Origin of the sequence: Paenibacillus rubinfantis (genome assembly GCF_001486505.1) — a bacterium.
Taxonomy (GTDB): domain Bacteria; phylum Bacillota; class Bacilli; order Paenibacillales; family Paenibacillaceae; genus Fontibacillus; species Fontibacillus rubinfantis.
Window position 1 is genome coordinate 23195 of the sequence record NZ_LN909050.1, and the last position, 18112, is coordinate 41306.

Sequence of the window (18112 nt, forward strand, 5' to 3'; positions counted from 1 at the left end):
ATGATCCTATGCACGGATTCGCTTGAAAATAGGAAAGGAGAGTCTTTCTTGCAGAAACTCGTTCGCAGTGACCGACATCAACATAAGCGCAAACCCCGCCGTCCGTGGCTTCTGCTGTTTAAACTGGCGATTGGCGCCGGGTTTCTTTGCCTATGCGCTGCCGGCATCCTGCTCCTCTACTTGTATCAAGCCGAGCTGCCGCTCGCCGATTCGGATCGAAACTCGCAGCTGATCAACAGCCGGGGAGAGACGATCGCGGTGTTCTCCGATGGCGGAAAGAACCGGGAAAGCGTCGAGCTGGCGAACATCTCGCCCTGGCTGGTCAAGGCGACGCTGGCGACCGAGGACCGGCAGTTTTACAACCATTTTGGCTTTGATATGAAAGGGATGGCTCGGGCTGTTCTCGTGAATATTAAGGAAATGGGCACCGTCCAGGGAGCAAGCACCTTAACCCAGCAGCTGGCACGAAATCTGTACCTCTCGCATGAAAGGACCTGGTCGCGGAAAATCAAAGAAGCGATGTACACCGCCCAGTTGGAGATGAAGTACTCCAAGGACGACATTCTGCGCATGTACCTGAACGAGATTTATTACGGACATGGCGCATATGGGATCGAAGCGGCTGCTCAAATGTATTTTGGGAAGCCGGCCAAGGACTTAAGCCTTGCGGAAAGCGCGATGTTAGCCGGAGTTCCGAAAGGCCCAACCTATTACTCACCGTTTAATCATATGAAAAACGCTAAGGACCGCCAGCGGACCGTGCTGTCGGCGATGGTCACCACGGGCGAGATCACGCAGCAGGAAGCCGATCAGGCTTACGAAGCCATGCTGAGGTTCCAATCGCCGAAGCAGCAAAGCCCAACCGACAAGGCCCCTTATTTCCGCGATTATATCCGGAATGTGGTGGTCGGCGAGCTTGGCTTCGACGAGACCTTGCTCGAGCACGGCGGGCTGAACATCTACACGACGCTGGATCCCGATGCCCAGCAGGCCGCGGAAGCCGCGGTCGCTTCCGAGCTCGGGAACGCGCCGGAGCTAGAGGCCGCCTTAATCTCTATCGATCCGCGTAACGGCTACGTTAAGGCGATGGTGGGTGGCGCCAATTACAAGGAGAGTCAGTATAACCACGTCTTCGCCTCCACCCGGCAGCCCGGATCCAGCTTTAAACCGATCATGTATCTCACGGCGCTCTCTTCGGGAAAAATGACCAGCGCCAGCAAGTTCAGCAGTCAGCCAACCCTATTCCATTACGACGATAACCGCAAAACGTACAGCCCCAAAAACTTCGGTGACAAGTATCTGGGCGAAATCGATATGCGTCAGGCGATCGCGGCTTCGGACAATATTTATGCCGTCAATACGATCCTGACGGTTGGGGCGGAGCAGGTTATCGAGATGGGCCGCAGGATGGGCATTACCAGCCCGCTTCAAGCCGTTCCGTCATTGGCGCTGGGCACGTCGCCGGTCAGTCCGTTCGAGATGGCCACGGCGTTTGCAGTGATCAGCAATCAGGGCCGCAGCGTCAAACCGGTGGCGGTGCTGAAAATCACCGATGCCAGCGGACGTGTGTTATACGAGGCCAAGCCGGTCAAAAGCGAGCAAGTCGTCGAGCCCTCCGCAGCTTATGTGCTGACGCATCTGATGGAAAGCGTGTTTGAAACGGGGGGGACGGGCAACCGCGTATCGAACGAAATCAAGCGGCCGGTCGCCGGCAAAACCGGGACAACCAGCACGGATGCCTGGCTTGTCGGCTTTACGCCGGAGCTGTCAACGGCGGTGTGGGTCGGCTATGACAAAGGCAAGACGCTCGGCACCACCGAGTCGCGCAAAGCCGCGCCGATCTTCGCCAAATATACGGAGAAGGCGTTGGCGAAGGTGCCTCCGAAGATTTTTCCGATTCCCGACGGCGTCGTCAGCGTGTATATCGATCCGGGGACAGGGCTGCTCGCCACGAAGGATTGTCCGGACAAGAAGCTGGAAGTCTTCATCCAGGGAACGGAGCCCACGGAGTTCTGCACCGTACATGGGGAAGGCGAACCCGAGCCGTTGCCGCCTCCGGCCGAGGAGGAGAAGAAGGGAAGCCACTCGTGGTGGAACGACCTGAAGCGCTGGTGGATGGACTAACCCCGGCAGGGTTGGACATCACGCGAAAAAGCTCTTACGATAAAGGAAGCAAACCCGAGTTAAAAATGGTGTAAGGAGACTTCCTTTATATGGACCCTATCTTGGAACAGATCAAACCGGGGGCGCCGTTGCCCCCGGCTTTTTATCGATTGACGGCCCTGGAGGCCGCTCCCCGCCTGCTTGGACAGACACTGGTTCGCCGTACGGAAGAAGGCGATATCCGCTGTCGCATCGTGGAAACCGAGAGCTATGGCGGCGTTGAGGACAAGGGCAGCCATGCTCATGGCGGGCGCCGGACGGCGCGGACGGAGATCATGTTTGGGCCCGGCGGAACGGCCTACATCTACTTGATCTACGGCATGTATAACTGCCTGAACGTTGTGACCGGCACGGAAGGCGATCCGCAAGCCGTGCTCATCCGCGCCGTAGAGCCATTGTCGCCGGCAGACGAAGCGCGGATGCGCCGCTACCGCGGCACAGCGGCCCGCAAGCCGGTTGATCTGTCCGGCGGACCGGGGAAGCTGTGCCGCGCGATGGACATCAGCAAGGCGTTAAACGCTATCCCGCTCGATCAGCCCGGTGGACCGCTTTGGCTGGAAGGCGGACCGGTGACGGGGGGCTCTGGAGCGGTGGAGACAATCGTAGAGGCCCCGCGAATCGGCATTGCGTATGCTGAGGAATATGCGGCGAAGCCGTGGCGTTTTTATTTTCAAGGCAACCCTTATGTGTCGGTTATCGACAAGCAGGCCGAGGTTTGGGCGGGAGCAAATTGAGGTATTGTGACTATTGGGATTCGAGATTATTGAGGTTATTGAGGCTATTGAGGCTATTGAGGCTTGAGTGAACAGAGCGCCGGAAGGCGCTTTTTCATTTTACATTTTCATACGTACTCTACGCGCCGTAACATTCAAATGGATCTTTGAATATTCTGAAAGATCGAATATACTTAAATCACATACATTCAAACGTTGATTTGAATAAAGGAGGTCGACAAGCCATGGCCGATCCGGTGGAGATCACGGAGGTGTGCGAGCAGTATTGTACGGGAGCTTCCCGCACAAACGGGCTCCGGGACAGCCTGGAGGAGCGGGACGTGAACGGGATGGTCCAGCTGTTTAAAGCTTTGTCGGATCCGAATCGGGTGAAGATCGCATATTATTTACAGCATCAGGAGCTCTGCGTCTGCGACATCGCCGATTTACTCGACGTCTCGGTGGCAACGGCTTCCCATCATCTGCGCCAGTTGAAGGCCCTTCATATCGCCAAATCGCGCAAAGAAGGCAAAAACGTCTACTACTCGTTAAGCGATCATCATATTCAGACGTTGGTGGCCATGACGCTGGAGCATCAAAAGGAGCGATGATCCAATGAATCCGACGATGACAAGCCATCGCGGGCCCGACGGTGAGAGCCGCCGCGTAGAGTATCGCGTGCAAGGACTGTCCTGTCCCAACTGCACCCGGGAGATGCAAGAGGAAATTCAGCGATTGGAGCACGGACAGAACGCCTCTCTTCTATATAACAGCGGCCGTCTGCTGATCGATCCCGCCGTGGATCTGCAGCAGGTGGAGCGGATTCTGAAAGGGGACGGAGCGAAATTGATCCAACCGGATCTCCGTTCCCCTGACGAGACGGCTGTGTCGGCTAATGCGGCGGATGAAGGGCCATCCCCCCAGGCTGCCGCCGAAACTGCGAGTGCTGGTGAGCCGGAAGAAGAACACGAAAACCGCTTGGGATTGTGGCTGCTCGTGTTATCCGCCGTAATGTACGGGGTGACGTTTGTTCCCGCTATTCCCGGCACGGTGGGAATTGGCCTAGATCTTGCCGCTATTGTATTCAGCGGGTATTCCACGTTCCAACGTGGGCTCCGTAACCTGATTCGATTGAAATTCAACATGGATACGCTGATGACCGTAGCTTTAACCGGTGCAGTGATCATCGGCGAGTGGAAAGAGGCAACGCTGGTTGCGATCCTGTTTGGGTTAAACGAGCTGTTGGAGGGTTACGGCATGAGCCGCGCCCGCCGCTCGCTGTCGGCGTTGCTGGAAGCTGCACCCAAGGAAGCGGTCGTTGTTCAGGACGGTCGGGAATCCGTTGTCCCGATTGCGCGGCTGAAGGTTGGGGACGTCGTGCTCGTCCGGGCCGGGGAGAAGATCCCTTCGGACGGCACCGTTTTGGAAGGGAGCAGTGCTGTCAACGAAGCCGCAATTACGGGGGAATCGATTCCGGTGACGAAAGGGCCTGGACAGCCGGTATTCGGCGGCAGCATCAATAGCGAGGGCTTGCTGCGGATCCGGATCGATAAGCCGTACGAGGACTCCTCTTTGGCCAAAATCATGCAGCTCGTCCAGGAGGCGCAGGATAAGAAAACCCCCACCGAGCTGTTTATCGATCGATTTGCGAAATGGTATACGCCCGCCATCATGGTGTTGGCTGCATTGGTCATGTTCGTCCCGCCGCTGCTGTTCGGACAGCCGTGGATGAACGGGGTGTACGACGGCCTGGCGATCCTGATCGTCGGCTGCCCTTGCGCCCTTGTGTTGTCTTCGCCGATTGCGCTGGTCAGCGGGATGACCCGCTGCGCCCGGCTCGGCGTGCTAGTCAAGGGCGGCGTACATCTGGAGCAGCTCGGGAAGGTGAGCGCGATCGCGTTCGATAAGACTGGCACCCTGACAAAGGGGCAGCCGGAAGTGCAGCGCGAGATCGCGTATGACCCGCAGCGGTTTCACGCGGTAGCCGCCGCTCTGGAGAGCGGCTCCTTGCACCCGCTGGCCGCTGCGGTGGTGCGCTACGTCGCCGCCCGCAGCGGCATCGCCGCCCGCAGCGGCGTCACCGAATGGCATGCCGGCCTGCTGCCGGAGCAGAAGGTCGCGCAGATCCAGGCGCTGTCCGGCCACGGGACGGTGGCGATGGTCGGCGACGGGATCAACGACGCTCCGGCTTTGGCCGCGGCCGATCTGGGGATCGCCATGGGCCAAGGTACGGACAGCGCCGTAGAGACCGCCGACATCGTGCTGATGCAGGATCATCTCGGCCAGCTGCCCCGCGCGATCCGCATCGCTCGGCGGGCCGGGCGGATCATCGCCTGTAACATCGGCCTCTCCCTCTCGTTGAAGCTGATCGCTCTGCTGCTTACGATCCCCGGCTGGCTAACGCTGTGGATTGCCGTGATGTCCGATATGGGAGCGACGATTATTGTGACGCTGCTAGGTCTGACGGTTTTGCTTGGCAAGGATCCAAAGGCCGGAAATTCACCGGCCGTCGAGGTAGCTTCACGTAACTGATACCACCGATTGTTGTATTACGTATAACATTTTTGACGCAATATCGCTTGTTTAGTTAGAAATGTTGTAGTTCATACAACTTTTTGGGGCCAATTGGACTTTCTGCATGAGGAAATGTTGTAACTTTTACAACATTTTCGGCTTGAACTCCTGGGATCCAGTTCAATTGTTGCACAGAATACAACCTTTCACCCTACAACCTAAAAAAGCGCCCCCTCCGGCATCAAACCAGAGCAGGGCGCTTCTCCTTTTGCAATCGTCTATTCGGTTACGCGTCCAGCGCCGACTTCAGCTCTTCCGGCGAGCGGTCCCACCACTCCGCGTTGGTCTCGATCAGCAGCCGTTTCAGGCTAGCCTTCTGATCCTCGCCTAAGCCCTCCAAGATCACTCTGCGCTTTAACGCATAATCCATTTTGTTTACATGGTCGGCGAGAATTTTCCAGCCGCGACGCGCCTCGGTGTCGATCCACATCTCGCAGGCCGTCATGCCGCCGTAAAACTGCCCTTCCGGGTCGCGATCCACCGCCACCCAAACGATCCAGACCTGACGGCCGTTCGGGACATCCTCGCGGTTGGTCGAGAACTTAATACCCTTTTCTACCTTACTTTTGGCGTGCATCGCCCCAACGTCGATGTACGCCTCGTCGCCATCGATAATGACCGGGGACATGCTGTTCAAATCGATGGACCCTGCGCCAAAGCCTTTATGTTTGCTCTTTTCGTCGTTGCTGATAATATTGAGGGCAAAAATCTTTTTACCCGTTTTTGGTGTCTGATCCATAATTCCCTCCATTTTCCCGCGATCTTGCCACTGCATTCGTTTCATTCAGCCTTCTTTTTGAACTACCTCTCAATTTTAGCTAATAATCTTCCAATTGCAAACATATACATGCTGTAGATGCTTGTCAACGGGAGGTATCCATTGTATGACCCGACGTACTATTGTCTACAGCATATCCATCCTTGCCCTGTGCCTCACCCTCGGAACCGCCTGGCTGACCCTGCGGGGAGGCGGGGATTCGCTGGCTTCGCTCGCCCCGGCCAAGGCAGGGCCCAAGGCGGTCCAAAAAACCGGACAAACCCCTGCGCCGCCGCCAGCGGAAAGCATTCAGCAGCCAACCGCTGAAGTGCTCAGCAATCGGGTCGCCGAATACCACATCGACGTGACACTGAACGAGAAGGACGGTACGTTAACCGGCTCGGAAACGCTGACCTGGACGCATCCCGGCAAAAAAACGATCAACGAAGTGTACTTGCATTTGTACCCCAATGCGTTTGCTTCCGAAGATACGACTTTTATGAAGGAATCAGGCGGGAAGCTGCGGAACGACATCATGCCCAAAGACGGCTGGGGATCGATGGAGATCACCGAGCTGCGGACGACCGACGGTATCTCTCTGCTGCATCGGATTCAATACGTCCAGCCCGATGATGGCAATACGAAGGACAGAACCTTGGCTAAGGTGCGCTTGCCCGTGTCGGTCCAAGGCGGCGAGAGCTTGACGCTGCGAATGAAATTCACCGTAAAGCTGCCGAAAATCTTCGCCCGAATGGGCGTAGCCGACGATTTCGTTATGGCGGGGCAATGGTTCCCTAAAATCAGCGTATACGAACCGGTTGGTACCCGGGGGCGAACGTCAGAGGGCTGGAACCTCCACCAGTATCACGGAAACTCGGAATTTTACTCCGACTTCGGAATTTTCAGCGTAAGGGTCAACGTTCCCGAGTCGTACTCTGTGGCGGCCACCGGTTTTCAGACTAAAAAAGCAGTAGTGAAAGACGGACGAAAAATCATCCAATACTACGCCGACGATGTTCACGATTTCGCTTGGTCCGCCTCGCCGAACTTCATCTATGCGGAAGAACCGTTCTCCTCTGCGGAGGTCCCGGGGGTGCGCATCAAGCTATATCTCGATCCCGCCCACAAGGATCTGAAGGAACGTTACTTCTACGCCGCCAAGGTGGCGCTGGCAAACTACAGCAAATGGTACGGCCGCTACCCGTATTCCACGCTGTCGGTTGTTGTCCCGCCGGCCAGCGGCAACGGAGCGGGGGGGATGGAGTATCCGACCCTCGTGACGGCATTCGGAGCGACCAGCGACTCGCCCGGTTATGACGAACTGGAGCGGACGGTCATTCATGAAATCGCCCACCAGTTTTTCTATGGAATGGTCGCCAACAATGAATTTGAGGAAGCTTGGCTGGACGAGGCCTTTGCCTCCTATGCCGAGGATAAGCTGATGGAACAGGAATTCGGGATCGCCCCGAACCTGCCGATTCAATCCGCTTTGATTACATCTCCCGCCTCCCTGACCCAATACGCCTGGAAATACGGCTCCGGGGACGGGTACGCTAAAAACGCGTATTACCGCGGGAAGCTGATCCTGCTCGATATCGAGCGGCAGGTCGGCGCCAAAACGATGAAGCGGATTCTGAGCACTTACAGCCATAAATACCGATTTAAGCACCCGACGACCGCCGACTTCCAACGGATCGTGGAGCAAGTGACCGGCCGGAGTTGGAAGGCTTATTTTCAGCAATATGTATATGACGGGAAAATGGCTGATTTTGCAGTAGACCGTATTCAAATCACACCCGTTGGATCAGAGGATAACCGCCAGTACGAATCAAGCGTAGTCTTCTCCCGAAAAGGCGCAACGCATCCAAAGGTTCCGCTGCTGTTTACCTTCACCGATGGACATACCGTGCGTAAGCAATGGAACGGCGAGGACAGCCGAATCGAAATCAAGCTGCAGTATAAGGCTCCATTAGCTTGGGTCCAAATTGACCCCGACTACACCTTGACGGTCGAGAATATGCACATCAACAACTATCTGAAGGCGGAAATCCCGGAAACCACGTTATCCCGCTCCAACATGAGCGTAACCAAATTGCTTGAAGCGATCCTCGGGGCGTTCTTATGGTAGGCCGGCCCGTTGCGTTCTAACTTTGTTAATCCACCTCTAAAGGAGGGAAAAAAATGAGTTTCGTTCGTTTAGGGTGGACCACCCTGAAAAGCCAATTTCCCTCGGTCATCATCTTGTTCCTATACCAGCTTCTATGGGGATTGTTCCTGTACCGCTTAGTCGACTCGGCTGTGACAGCGTTGCTGCAAAGATATCCCGACCCGCCGCCCACTGCGCTGTCGCGAATTCTGTTCCTGCTGGAGGGACAGATCAATGTGTGGAACAATCCGGATGTCCGGTTGTATGGCTGGCTGCTGGCGGGGATGGTGGTGCTGCGATTGTTCCTGACCCCCTTGATTCAGGCCGGGATTCTCTACGGCTTCGCACCGGCCGACAGTCGAAGCCCGGGCTTCCCGCTATTCCGGGGAATGAAGGAGTTCGGCAAGCCGGTGATCCTATTTTATGCGCTGGAACTTCTATTGACGTTGCTGCCCGCCTTCTGGATTGTGCCACGGCTGCTCTCGCTCTGGCCCGCACTCGCAGGGGTAGATACCCCCGTTACGACGTGGTTGGTCGGGCTTGGATGGATCCTAGGCTGGTTTATCTATGGCTGGTTGATTCGGCAGTGCCTGCTCTTTGCCCAGTTTGGCTATTTGTTTAAGGCCGGTATCTGGAACTCCCTGCTGCTTTGTTTCCGGAGTCTCCTGCAGGCCATCGGCATTTCGGCGATTCTCGGGGCTTTTGGACTCCTCCTCTTCTTCTTGTTTGGGACGGTCTCCTGGGTTTGGACCGGCATGCTGGCCCTCATTTTACAGCAAACCTATCCCCTTTTTCGCAGCGCGTTTAAGGTTTGGAAGGTCGCCTCTCAATTTCACCTTTGGCAGACAAAGGCACAAAAAAGTTAAAATTTTTTTACCCCCGATAAACCCCAGAAAAATCAAGGCCTTCACCGATTCGGTGAAGGCCTTGAGCCCTATTTCCCCTCTTAATCTTGTGAATTAACCATTGCCAAAAGATACCTGACTTTGCTACAATAACAGCAACGCAATTTCAGTAACAGTTTTGTAATTATTTTTGTCATCTTTGGCAGGAGAATGACGCCGGATGTCGAATATGTAAATTCAGGTGTGAAATCAAAGCCGAATTCCCTTCGCCAGGGAAACGGGGGAACCACTTTGGGTGAATTGATCTCGCTTTAGAGGGATCATAGGGAACCTTCAACCGAATCCTTAAGCTAACCTCGTAGGCATTGGAAGGAGCATAACTTCTTGAAAAAGCGTTTGATGGTAGCAGCAGTAAGTTTTGCCTTGCTTTTCACCATTGGAACTGGTAGCGTTTTCGCCGATTCCAAACTGGACACCGTAATCGACGGCGCGCTTGGAAGCGACTACGTTTCCGGCGGAACCACCACAGCCGGCTTCGATTGTTCCGGATTTACCATGTATGTCTTCTCTAAGATCGGCATCAAGCTGCCGCACCAATCCGGCTCTCAGTACAAAATGGGAACCGCGGTTGAGAAGAGCGAATTGATCGCCGGCGATCTGGTCTTCTTCAATACTTCCGGTAAAGGCGTTTCTCATGTCGGCATCTACGTCGGCGACGGCAAATTTGCTCATGCCTCCTCTTCCAAAGGCGTAGTCATCAGCAAATTAAGCGAGAAGTATTACGTCGAGCGTTACGTTGGAGCCAAACGGATCATGAGCACCGACAAGTATGAAGATGTAACCGGTGAAATTGCTGAACACGATGATGTTCAATAAGAACCGCCACGAACCCGTGGGGATGTTGATAACAACGTCTCTGCGGGTTTTTTCTTATCCCAAGCCCCGGCCCCTTAGGAACCATTACCCACGATAGCCTTCGTCAAAACAGGCCAAAAGAAGCCTTTTTCCCTACAAACTTGTCAACTCTGGACGCCTTTGGTAAAATGAGCAACGTAAATGGTAACAACTTTGTAATTAATGTTGTAACTGTTCCTGCGCAACATCTTGGGTGCACACTACAATGAAATTGCCGAATTCCCAGCACCCGGGAAACGGGGGACCCACCATAGGGTGAATTGATCCCGCTATAAGAATCTAGGTTCAAAAGTCAGGCCCGGCTGAGTTCAAGATTCGATGTCGAGCTACCTACATCTCCGGCTTCGTGATCCAAGGATGACTTTTTAACCTACCTCTTCAATCAAGGTAAAAAGTTAGGTTTGGCGCACCGGGAAGGTTGGATGAAGCTCAGGGACTGAGCAGCGCAGCGTAGCTGGAGGCTACGTGAGCAGCGGAAGGCCCGGCTGAATTCAAGATTCGATGTCGAGCTACCTACATCTCCGGCTTCGTGATCCAAGGATGACTTTTTAACCTACCTCTTCAATCAAGGTTAAAAAGTTAGGTTTGGCGCACCGAGAAGGTTGGATGAAGCTCAGGGACTGAGCAGCGCAGCGTAGCTGGAGGCTACGTGAGCAGCGGAAGGCCCGGCTGAATTCAAGATTCGATGTCGAGTTGCCTACTTTCCCGGCTTCGTGATCCAAAGATGACTTTTTAACCTACCTCTATAGCAGATCATAGGGAACCTTCAACCGAATCCATAAGCTAACCTCGTAGGCCTTGGAAGGAGTATGACATCTTGAGAAAGACTTTGACAGCAGCGGTAACGAGTTTAGCCCTTCTGTTCACCTTGGGAGCAGGGAGCGCCTTTGCCGACGCGAAGGTTGAGGAATCAACGCCGCTAGCCAGCATCGTGGATTCCGTGTACGGAACGCCTTACAAATTTGGAGGCACCACGACGTCGGGATTTGATTGCTCCGGGTTTACCCGGTACGTGTTCAGCCAAATGGGCATCAAGCTTGCACGCGTGTCGGCCGCCCAGTATAAGCAAGGAACGCCGGTAGCGAAGAGCCAACTTCAGGAAGGAGATCTCGTCTTCTTCAAAACCACCGGGGCCGGCAAGGTCTCGCATGTCGGCATTTATGTTGGCGACGGCGAATTTGCCCACGCGTCCTCATCCAAGGGCATCCGCGTAGACAAGCTAAGCAATAGTTATTACCAGAACCGCTACGTTGGTGCGAAGCGAGTTCTCAGCAAATACGGGTATTCCGTCTACGCTGCGGAATCTTGATCTGATCGGGTTTCATCAAGTTCATCATCTCTCGCCGCAAGCTTCGTTTCCGACTCGGAACAGCTTGCGGTCTTTTTTTTCGCAGCCTTATTTATATAACGTGACATCCGGCAAAAAGGTTACCGGAAAGTTGGAAATCCCATTGAAAATCCATAAACTTCCTCCCATAGGCAAAGGCCTTTACAAGCTGCGTAAATCCGGCTATTGTGAGGGTAATAGAAGAAACCCCGACGGATTTACCTCTAACCAAAGGAGGGGCAATATGGATCAAGCGATGTCTACGTTTCGGATCGTGCCGATGGAAGAAGCGCATGGCGCGGAAATTTGCACCTGGCGTTACGATTCCCCCTATGATATCTACAGCTGGCTGCCCTGGGATCAAATGAAAGCGCTCGATGTGGAGTTTGGGAACCCGGCGATCCGGGCTGAGCAATACGTCTGTGTGTTGAATGAAGCCGGCGACTTGGCTGGTTTTGCCCAGTACTTCCCGATGGAGGGGGTGACCCGGCTCGGCATCGGCATGAAGCCTGAACTTTGCGGTCACGGTCTGGGTAAGTTGTTCGTAAGAACCATCGTAGAAGAAGCTCTGCGCCGCAAACCGACGAACCAGATCGATCTTGAAGTGTTGACGTGGAACACTCGAGCGATCCGGGCCTATCAGAACGCCGGATTCACAATAACCGACCTGTACGAAAAAATGACACCCGGTGGGGTGTCCAAACCGTTTTACTGCATGGTCTATAAGGGGCTGCCCGAATAAGGGCGGCTCTTTTTACACCTCGTTTCGTATAGCGATATGATTTTAAGCACATATTTTAATCAATATGACTTATTTTCGTTCCTAATTTTGACACAAAGACTATGATCGGACAGCGTGTTCCGTTATAATGTATAGGTAGCATACATAGGAGGGGCGATTGGAATGCAAAAGTGGATCATGAGCGGTTTGTTCGTTATCGCAGGCGCTTTGGCCCTTGTACTGATGTTTACCTTGCCTAGCCGGGAGCAGGCCGAGCAAGAGGCCAAGCCGCAATTGCCTGAAATTACGATGAATGCGGAACAAGCGGAAGTTACCGTTAAAGCGAACTGTATCAGCTGTCACGGCGACCAACTGCAAGGGGGAGCCGGCCCGAATCTGCAGAAGATCGGTTCAGAATTGTCCGCTGATCAACTCTACTCGATCATTACCAAAGGAAAAGGCGGCATGATGCCTTCGTTCAAGGATCGCTTGAAGGAAGATGAAATCGCCAACGTCGCCATGTGGCTTGCAGAGAAAAAATAACGGCATACGAAAAGCACGCCCGCCGGGAATAAATATTCCCGGCGGGCGTTATTTTTCATACTTATCAAATACGGTTAGTCTCCCGAGCGCATCTTCTCGAAAGCCTCGTTATATTGCTGCGCCTCTTTGATGTCGACGGCCGTAATGCCGCCTTCCTCCCACGAGGTCAAACGGAGCGTTACCGTTTTATAGTCAATGGTGATGAACGGATGATGGTTAAACGCCTCCGAGATCGCCGCGACCTCATCGACAAACGCGATCCCCTTCATAAAGTTGGAGAACGTGTATTTGCGGAAAATCCATCGTCCTTCCTCAAGCTCCCAACCTTCCAGCTTTTCCAAATGCGCTTCTACTTCTTGCGGTGTAAACGGCATTCTTCTTCCTCCCCGTTCTCTTCAAGAACTCCTGTATATGTAAGCATCCTCGTCACGCACCAGGATCTGAAGTTGATTTGTCCTAGCCCCGTCTCCATTTATTGTATTCTCCAATCCGTGCCTTCATGCGTACTGGCCGTTCCCGGTCCAAGCCCCAGATAGAGCCTAGGGTCATATCAAGGATACGGACGTCAGTTCTGCATCTCCTATCAGGAAATTGATACGATGGCCCTCAGGATCATAGATCACAATCGCACTGCCCACCTCGATCATCGGTTCCGTCCCTAGCCCAAAGAACAAATCCTCCGCCAGGGCTTCCAGCACTTCATTCCGATCCGCGTCGGATAATCCTTCCCATTCCGAAGGCTCCATTTCGAAGAAAAGATAACTATCTTGAATCCGGCCAACCGCTTGTGTCAAATCAGCCAAAATAAATTCATAATCTCTGCCGTGCTTCACGCCCACTGCGATATCCTCCCTTTCGGCCTTCTGCATTTCAGGCCGTATTCTTATTATACCGGAAAAAACACCTTAAAAAAAAAGGGAATTCTGTCGATAAAATAGATAATCGTTTCAAACGGTGCAGGCGCGCCCCTTTCCGCAAGGATGCGGGAAGGGTAGGTAGGTTCAATTTCTCTCAAGGACGAGGTGTACAATGGAAATTTCAACAATTATTGGTTTGATTCTCGGATTCATCGCCCTTATTTTAGGGATGTTCCTGAAAGGCGCTCCCGTGGACAGCTTGATTCATAACCCGGCAGCCTTCGTCATCATCTTCGTCGGGACGGCGGCGACGTTGTTCATGGGCTTCCCGATGTCCGAGTTGAAAAAGTTTCCGGTTCTGCTAAAACTAACGGTCGTAAAGCCCAAGATGATCAGCAAAGCGGAATTGATCACCCTATTCATGGAATGGGCGACGATCACTCGCCGCGAAGGTTTGCTGGCGCTGGAAGCTAAGGTCGAAGAGATCGATGATGACTTTCTGCGCGGCGGCATGCGGATGATTATTGACGGCAACGATCAGGAATTCGTCCAGGACGTACTGACTGAGGATATCGCTGCCACGGAAGAACGGCATAAAGCCGGTGCCTTGATGTTCTCCCAAGCGGGGATGTACGCACCAACCCTCGGGGTACTGGGGGCGGTGGTTGGTTTGATCGCCGCATTGTCGGATATGAGCGATATTGCTAAATTGTCGCATGCGATTTCCGGTGCGTTTATCGCCACTATTTTCGGTATTTTCACCGGTTATGTGCTGTGGCACCCAATTTCCAATAAACTGAAACGTCTCTCGAAGAAAGAGATGGAGATCCGCCTGATGATGGTTGAGGGTCTGTTGTCCATCCAATCCGGCGTATCTACCATCGCCATCCAGCAGAAGCTGGCCGTGTTCTTAACCCCTGCCGAACGTGCGGAAATTTTAGAAAAGGGGGCGGGTGAAGGTGAGCAAAAAGAATAAGCACCAAGATCACGAAGAACATGCCGACGAAAGTTGGCTGTTGCCTTATTCCGACTTGATGACGCTTATGCTGGCCCTCTTTATCGTTCTCTTTGGGATGAGTACTGTGGATGCCCAAAAGTTTCAGGAAATGAGCGAAGCGTTTAAGAGCGTACTGACCGGTGGAGTTGGGGTTTTGGACCAAACCGCCATGACCAGCAACTCGAATACCTCAAACAGCGACAGCGAGCTGCCTAAGCCCTCCTCGGACGGCTTAATGACTAAGAAAAATGAGCTGAAGCGCCAGGAGCAGCAAAACCTGGAGGCTCTGAAGAAGCAACTGGATACTTATATCAAGGAAAACGGACTAACCGACGACCTGGAAACCAAGTTGAACCGATCCCAACTGATGATCACGATCAGCGACAAAGCGCTCTTCGCTTCCGGGGAAGCGGTGGTGAAGCCAGAAGCCCGTCAGTTGGCCAAAGCGATCTCCACGATGCTTCAGAAATTCCCGGACTACGAGGTGATCGTTTCCGGCCATACGGACAACGTACCGATTTCAACCAGCGAGTTTCCTTCGAACTGGGACCTGAGCTCGGTGCGGGCCTTGAATTTCATGAAAATTCTGCTGATCAATACGAATTTGGATCCGAAAAAATTTAGTGCCATCGGTTATGGTGAATACCATCCCGTAACCGGCAATGATACCGCGGTCGGCCGGTCGCAAAACCGCCGGGTGGAGGTTTCGATCATCCGTAAATACGCTGATAATAGCGAGCAGCTTGGCGTAACGGCTGCACAGGAATAACGCAAAAAGACAGGCCCTTCCGAGGAGAAGCCTGTCTTTTTGATTTTCATTCTTTTAGGAAAGTTCATAGTTTAGGGCCAGGCCCAATTCCCGCTTCTCCGGCTCGGTTAAATCGCGCCAGGTGCCAATCTTCTGCTGTCCAAGATGAATATTCATGATCCGAATGCGCTGCAGTTTCCGGACCTCATACCCCAGGGCATTACACATCCGGCGAATCTGCCGGTTCTTCCCCTCGGTCAGAATCATTCGGAACACGCGGTCCGAGATCCGCGTTACTTGGCATGGCAGTGTCATTTCGCCAAGGATCTTAACCCCTTCACTCATCGCCTTCACAAAGCTTGGCGTAATCGGGCGATCAACCGTCACGATATACTCCTTCTCATGCTTGCCTTCCGCACGCAAGATCTTATTGACGATGTCGCCGTCGCTGGTGAGCAGGATGAGCCCTTCCGAGTCCTTATCCAACCGTCCAATCGGAAAAATCCGCTCCGAATGCCCAACGAAATCCACGATATTGCCTTTCACATGGGCTTCCGTCGTGCTGGTGATGCCAACCGGCTTGTTTAAAGCGATGTATACGTGCTTAGAGCGCTTGGTTTCGATCGGCCTCCCGTTGACCCTAACATCATCCCCCGGCTCCGCCTGGCTGCCCAGAACCGCCTGAACGCCGTTAATGGTCACTTGGCCCGACTCGACCAGCTTGTCCGCTTCCCGTCGGGAACAGAATCCCGTTTCACTAATAAATTTATTGATCCTCATGATGCTGCTCTTGTTCCCTCCGCTTGGCCTAGCGTCCGCTTAATTCGCGATATCCGCTTGCCCTTCGATATGTTCTTCCTCCTCCTGCGCTCGCGGGAGGGTAATGGTTACGGCCGTTCCTCGACCGAGCTCACTGTCGATCTTCAGCGTCCCACGGTGTCCTTCAATGATCCGCTGGCTGATCATCAGGCCAAGTCCGGTCCCTTTCTCTTTGTTCGTGTAGAACGGCTCTCCGAGCTTCTGAAGCCGGTCCTTGGCGATGCCTTCGCCCTCGTCGACCACGCTTAAGACAGCCTGCCCCTTGTTATCCTCCTCCACCTGCAAGAGGATCTTTCCGCCTTTGGGCATAGCCTCCATCGCGTTCTTCAACAAGTTGATGAACACTTGCTTTAATTGGTTCTCCTCACAGTGTACCAGAATCGGGCTGGGGGAGAAATGCACCTCGAATTCGATATTATGTAAATGGGCTTCACTATCCAACAAGGATACCACGTCCCCCATCGTAAAACGGACGTCCTTGGTCTGGAACTGCACGGCCTGCGGCTTGGCTAAGATCAGAAATTCGCTGACGATCAGATTGATCCGATCCAGCTCTGCGAGCATGACGTCGGTATGCATCACATTAACCACCCGGGTACGCTGCTGCATCTGCAGAAACCCGCGAAGCGTCGTCAGCGGGTTGCGGATTTCATGCGCCACCCCGGCGGCCAGCTGCCCCACTGTGGTGAGCTTCTCTGAGCGACGGAGCAAATCTTCCATTTTATTGTGCTCCGTCATGTCCCGGGAAATGCTGATCAAGGCGGTGATTTTTCCCCCTTGGTCAAAAATAGGAGATACGCTGATGCTCACTTCAACCTGGCTGCCGTCCTTACGCAAACGGACCGTTTCGGCCAATACGGATTCAGCGGTTTCGATCACATCCGTCTCCGGACGCCAGATCGTCCTTCCATCCATTTCGGACTCCGGTAGAAATTCGAGAAAATTCCCGACGATTTCATCGCTGCTCCAGCCGTATAACCGCTCGAAGGCAGCATTGACCTGCAGCACCCGCCCCATGATATCCGTGATATGGATCGCATCGGCGGTCTGACTGATGATCGATTCCAAATACTCCTTCATTGAACGGTTCTCTTCGTTCCTCTGCTTCAGCTCGGTCGTATAACGGCCTAAATTGTCTGCCATAATGTTGATTTTGTGGGCCAGCAGGCCAAGCTCGTCAAAACTTCCGATTTTAAGCCGGGTCTCCAGCTTCCCCGAAGCCAGGACATTCACCTGGTCCAAAATATGGCGAATAGGACGAATCAACCGTCCCGCCATCCAATAGCTCGCCGCAATCATGAATCCCAACAGGCTGAGGGAAACGATGATTTGGCTAACCATCTGTTTCGAGATCGCCTCCTTGATTGGGGCATAACTCGAGATGATTCGAATGACATAGGGCCTCTCACCGCCATTGGTGATGGGGACATAGCTCTCAAGGACGCGCTCCCCGTTAATCTGGGTATCCACCATGAGACTTCGGTCTTGGGCAATCGCTTCCGCAACGGAGCGTCTCAACTGTTGATTGTTTTTGTAATGATACGTCCCAAACAGCAAATGCCTCTCATCAAAGTGTTCGGGATCAATGCCTGTGATCTCTAGCAGACTGGGATTGGTGCTTCTCGATTTTTGAGACACGCGCTCCGGACTAGTCATCGTTAGAATGGCGTCCGTCATATCGCTGCTCATTTTGCCGCCTAATGTGAGTTTGACATAGTTATATACTGAACGACTTTGTTCGACAGCAATAGCAATTTGATTGGCCGTCAGCATCATGTTGGCTTCGCTGTCCCTGCGCAAATTATCCCGTACCGTGAAATAGCTTAAAACGATGTTCAGAGACAGGATAATCAGCGCAAAACAAGATATAATCAAAGCAAGCTTTGTTTTTATAGTCAAGCGTTTATCCCACCTCTGGAGCCAATTTATGGATATAAATGGAATCTTAATTTTCTACATCCATCATACCTTTTACGACATGTTTTGC

At 53.4% G+C, this 18112-nt stretch carries 17 protein-coding genes and 1 riboswitch; of the genes, 12 read left to right on the forward strand and 5 right to left on the reverse strand.

The window, feature by feature from the left end:
* Window positions 1–48 precede the first annotated feature (48 nt).
* From BN3277_RS00925 to cadA, 4 genes are all read left to right on the forward strand, one after another.
* Window positions 49–2124 (forward strand): transglycosylase domain-containing protein, encoded by a 2076-nt coding sequence (locus tag BN3277_RS00925; RefSeq protein ID WP_059040451.1) that lies wholly within the window; start codon window positions 49–51, stop codon window positions 2122–2124.
* Window positions 2125–2213: 89 nt separating this feature from the next.
* Entirely contained in the window at window positions 2214–2897 is a 684-nt protein-coding gene (locus BN3277_RS00930) for a DNA-3-methyladenine glycosylase (protein WP_059040452.1), read from the forward strand.
* Between the two features lie 224 nt (window positions 2898–3121).
* Window positions 3122–3487: an ArsR/SmtB family transcription factor gene (locus BN3277_RS00935; protein ID WP_059040453.1), complete on the forward strand. Its 366-nt coding sequence runs from the start codon at window positions 3122–3124 to the stop codon at window positions 3485–3487.
* A gap of 4 nt (window positions 3488–3491) precedes the next feature.
* On the forward strand, window positions 3492–5408 hold the full coding sequence (cadA, locus tag BN3277_RS00940; protein WP_059040454.1) for a cadmium family heavy metal-translocating P-type ATPase: 1917 nt from the start codon (window positions 3492–3494) through the stop codon (window positions 5406–5408).
* A 268-nt stretch (window positions 5409–5676) separates the two neighbouring features.
* Here the strand turns inward: cadA and BN3277_RS00945 are convergent, their stop codons facing one another.
* Window positions 5677–6189 (reverse strand): YwhD family protein, encoded by a 513-nt coding sequence (locus tag BN3277_RS00945; RefSeq protein WP_059040480.1) that lies wholly within the window; start codon window positions 6187–6189, stop codon window positions 5677–5679.
* 145 nt (window positions 6190–6334) lie between these two features.
* Here BN3277_RS00945 and BN3277_RS00950 point away from each other — a divergent pair, with 145 nt between their 5' ends.
* From BN3277_RS00950 to BN3277_RS00975, 6 genes are all read left to right on the forward strand, one after another.
* Window positions 6335–8335, forward strand: coding sequence for a M1 family metallopeptidase (locus tag BN3277_RS00950; RefSeq protein ID WP_059040455.1), 2001 nt, complete (start codon window positions 6335–6337; stop codon window positions 8333–8335).
* A gap of 53 nt (window positions 8336–8388) precedes the next feature.
* Complete coding sequence (locus BN3277_RS00955; protein ID WP_059040456.1) at window positions 8389–9219, forward strand: hypothetical protein; 831 nt, start codon at window positions 8389–8391, stop codon at window positions 9217–9219.
* Between the two features lie 222 nt (window positions 9220–9441).
* A riboswitch (cyclic di-AMP (ydaO/yuaA leader) is annotated at window positions 9442–9578 on the forward strand.
* Window positions 9579–9582: 4 nt separating this feature from the next.
* Window positions 9583–10074: a C40 family peptidase gene (locus BN3277_RS00960; protein ID WP_059040457.1), complete on the forward strand. Its 492-nt coding sequence runs from the start codon at window positions 9583–9585 to the stop codon at window positions 10072–10074.
* An 856-nt stretch (window positions 10075–10930) separates the two neighbouring features.
* Window positions 10931–11422: a C40 family peptidase gene (locus BN3277_RS00965; RefSeq protein ID WP_059040458.1), complete on the forward strand. Its 492-nt coding sequence runs from the start codon at window positions 10931–10933 to the stop codon at window positions 11420–11422.
* 262 nt (window positions 11423–11684) lie between these two features.
* Window positions 11685–12182, forward strand: coding sequence for a GNAT family N-acetyltransferase (locus BN3277_RS00970; protein WP_059040459.1), 498 nt, complete (start codon window positions 11685–11687; stop codon window positions 12180–12182).
* Between the two features lie 162 nt (window positions 12183–12344).
* Entirely contained in the window at window positions 12345–12704 is a 360-nt protein-coding gene (locus BN3277_RS00975; RefSeq protein ID WP_059040460.1) for a c-type cytochrome, read from the forward strand.
* Between the two features lie 74 nt (window positions 12705–12778).
* Here BN3277_RS00975 and BN3277_RS00980 read toward each other — a convergent pair whose 3' ends face one another.
* Both BN3277_RS00980 and BN3277_RS00985 read right to left on the reverse strand, forming a co-directional pair.
* Window positions 12779–13078, reverse strand: a complete 300-nt coding sequence (locus tag BN3277_RS00980; RefSeq protein WP_059040461.1) for a 4a-hydroxytetrahydrobiopterin dehydratase — start codon at window positions 13076–13078, stop codon at window positions 12779–12781.
* Between the two features lie 171 nt (window positions 13079–13249).
* Complete coding sequence (locus BN3277_RS00985; protein WP_059040462.1) at window positions 13250–13543, reverse strand: hypothetical protein; 294 nt, start codon at window positions 13541–13543, stop codon at window positions 13250–13252.
* Between the two features lie 190 nt (window positions 13544–13733).
* On the opposite strand from BN3277_RS00985, the gene motA reads away from it, so the two are divergent.
* Window positions 13734–14537, forward strand: a complete 804-nt coding sequence (gene motA, locus BN3277_RS00990; RefSeq protein ID WP_059040463.1) for a flagellar motor stator protein MotA — start codon at window positions 13734–13736, stop codon at window positions 14535–14537.
* Window positions 14521–15327, forward strand: a complete 807-nt coding sequence (motB, locus tag BN3277_RS00995) for a flagellar motor protein MotB (RefSeq protein WP_059040464.1) — start codon at window positions 14521–14523, stop codon at window positions 15325–15327. The genes motA and motB overlap by 17 nt, the downstream gene beginning before the upstream one ends.
* Window positions 15328–15381: 54 nt before the next feature.
* Here motB and rluF read toward each other — a convergent pair whose 3' ends face one another.
* A complete protein-coding gene (gene rluF / locus BN3277_RS01000; protein ID WP_059040465.1) occupies window positions 15382–16086 on the reverse strand; it encodes a 23S rRNA pseudouridine(2604) synthase RluF in 705 nt (234 codons plus the stop codon).
* Between the two features lie 39 nt (window positions 16087–16125).
* Window positions 16126–18024 (reverse strand): ATP-binding protein, encoded by a 1899-nt coding sequence (locus BN3277_RS01005; protein WP_059040466.1) that lies wholly within the window; start codon window positions 18022–18024, stop codon window positions 16126–16128.
* Window positions 18025–18112 lie beyond the last annotated feature (88 nt).

Excerpts from the sequence above, each read along its gene's own strand:
- motA (WP_059040463.1), top strand. The coding sequence starts at position 13,734 with ATGGAAATTTCAACAATTATTGGTTTGATTCTCGGATTCATCGCCCTT.
- BN3277_RS00980 (WP_059040461.1), bottom strand. The coding sequence starts at position 13,078 with ATGCCGTTTACACCGCAAGAAGTAGAAGCGCATTTGGAAAAGCTGGAA.
- BN3277_RS00955 (WP_059040456.1), top strand. The coding sequence starts at position 8,389 with ATGAGTTTCGTTCGTTTAGGGTGGACCACCCTGAAAAGCCAATTTCCC.
- rluF (WP_059040465.1), bottom strand. The coding sequence starts at position 16,086 with ATGAGGATCAATAAATTTATTAGTGAAACGGGATTCTGTTCCCGACGG.
- BN3277_RS00945 (WP_059040480.1), bottom strand. The coding sequence starts at position 6,189 with ATGGATCAGACACCAAAAACGGGTAAAAAGATTTTTGCCCTCAATATT.
- BN3277_RS00935 (WP_059040453.1), top strand. The coding sequence starts at position 3,122 with ATGGCCGATCCGGTGGAGATCACGGAGGTGTGCGAGCAGTATTGTACG.
- BN3277_RS00975 (WP_059040460.1), top strand. The coding sequence starts at position 12,345 with ATGCAAAAGTGGATCATGAGCGGTTTGTTCGTTATCGCAGGCGCTTTG.
- BN3277_RS00930 (WP_059040452.1), top strand. The coding sequence starts at position 2,214 with ATGGACCCTATCTTGGAACAGATCAAACCGGGGGCGCCGTTGCCCCCG.
- cadA (WP_059040454.1), top strand. The coding sequence starts at position 3,492 with ATGAATCCGACGATGACAAGCCATCGCGGGCCCGACGGTGAGAGCCGC.
- BN3277_RS00950 (WP_059040455.1), top strand. The coding sequence starts at position 6,335 with ATGACCCGACGTACTATTGTCTACAGCATATCCATCCTTGCCCTGTGC.
- BN3277_RS00970 (WP_059040459.1), top strand. The coding sequence starts at position 11,685 with ATGGATCAAGCGATGTCTACGTTTCGGATCGTGCCGATGGAAGAAGCG.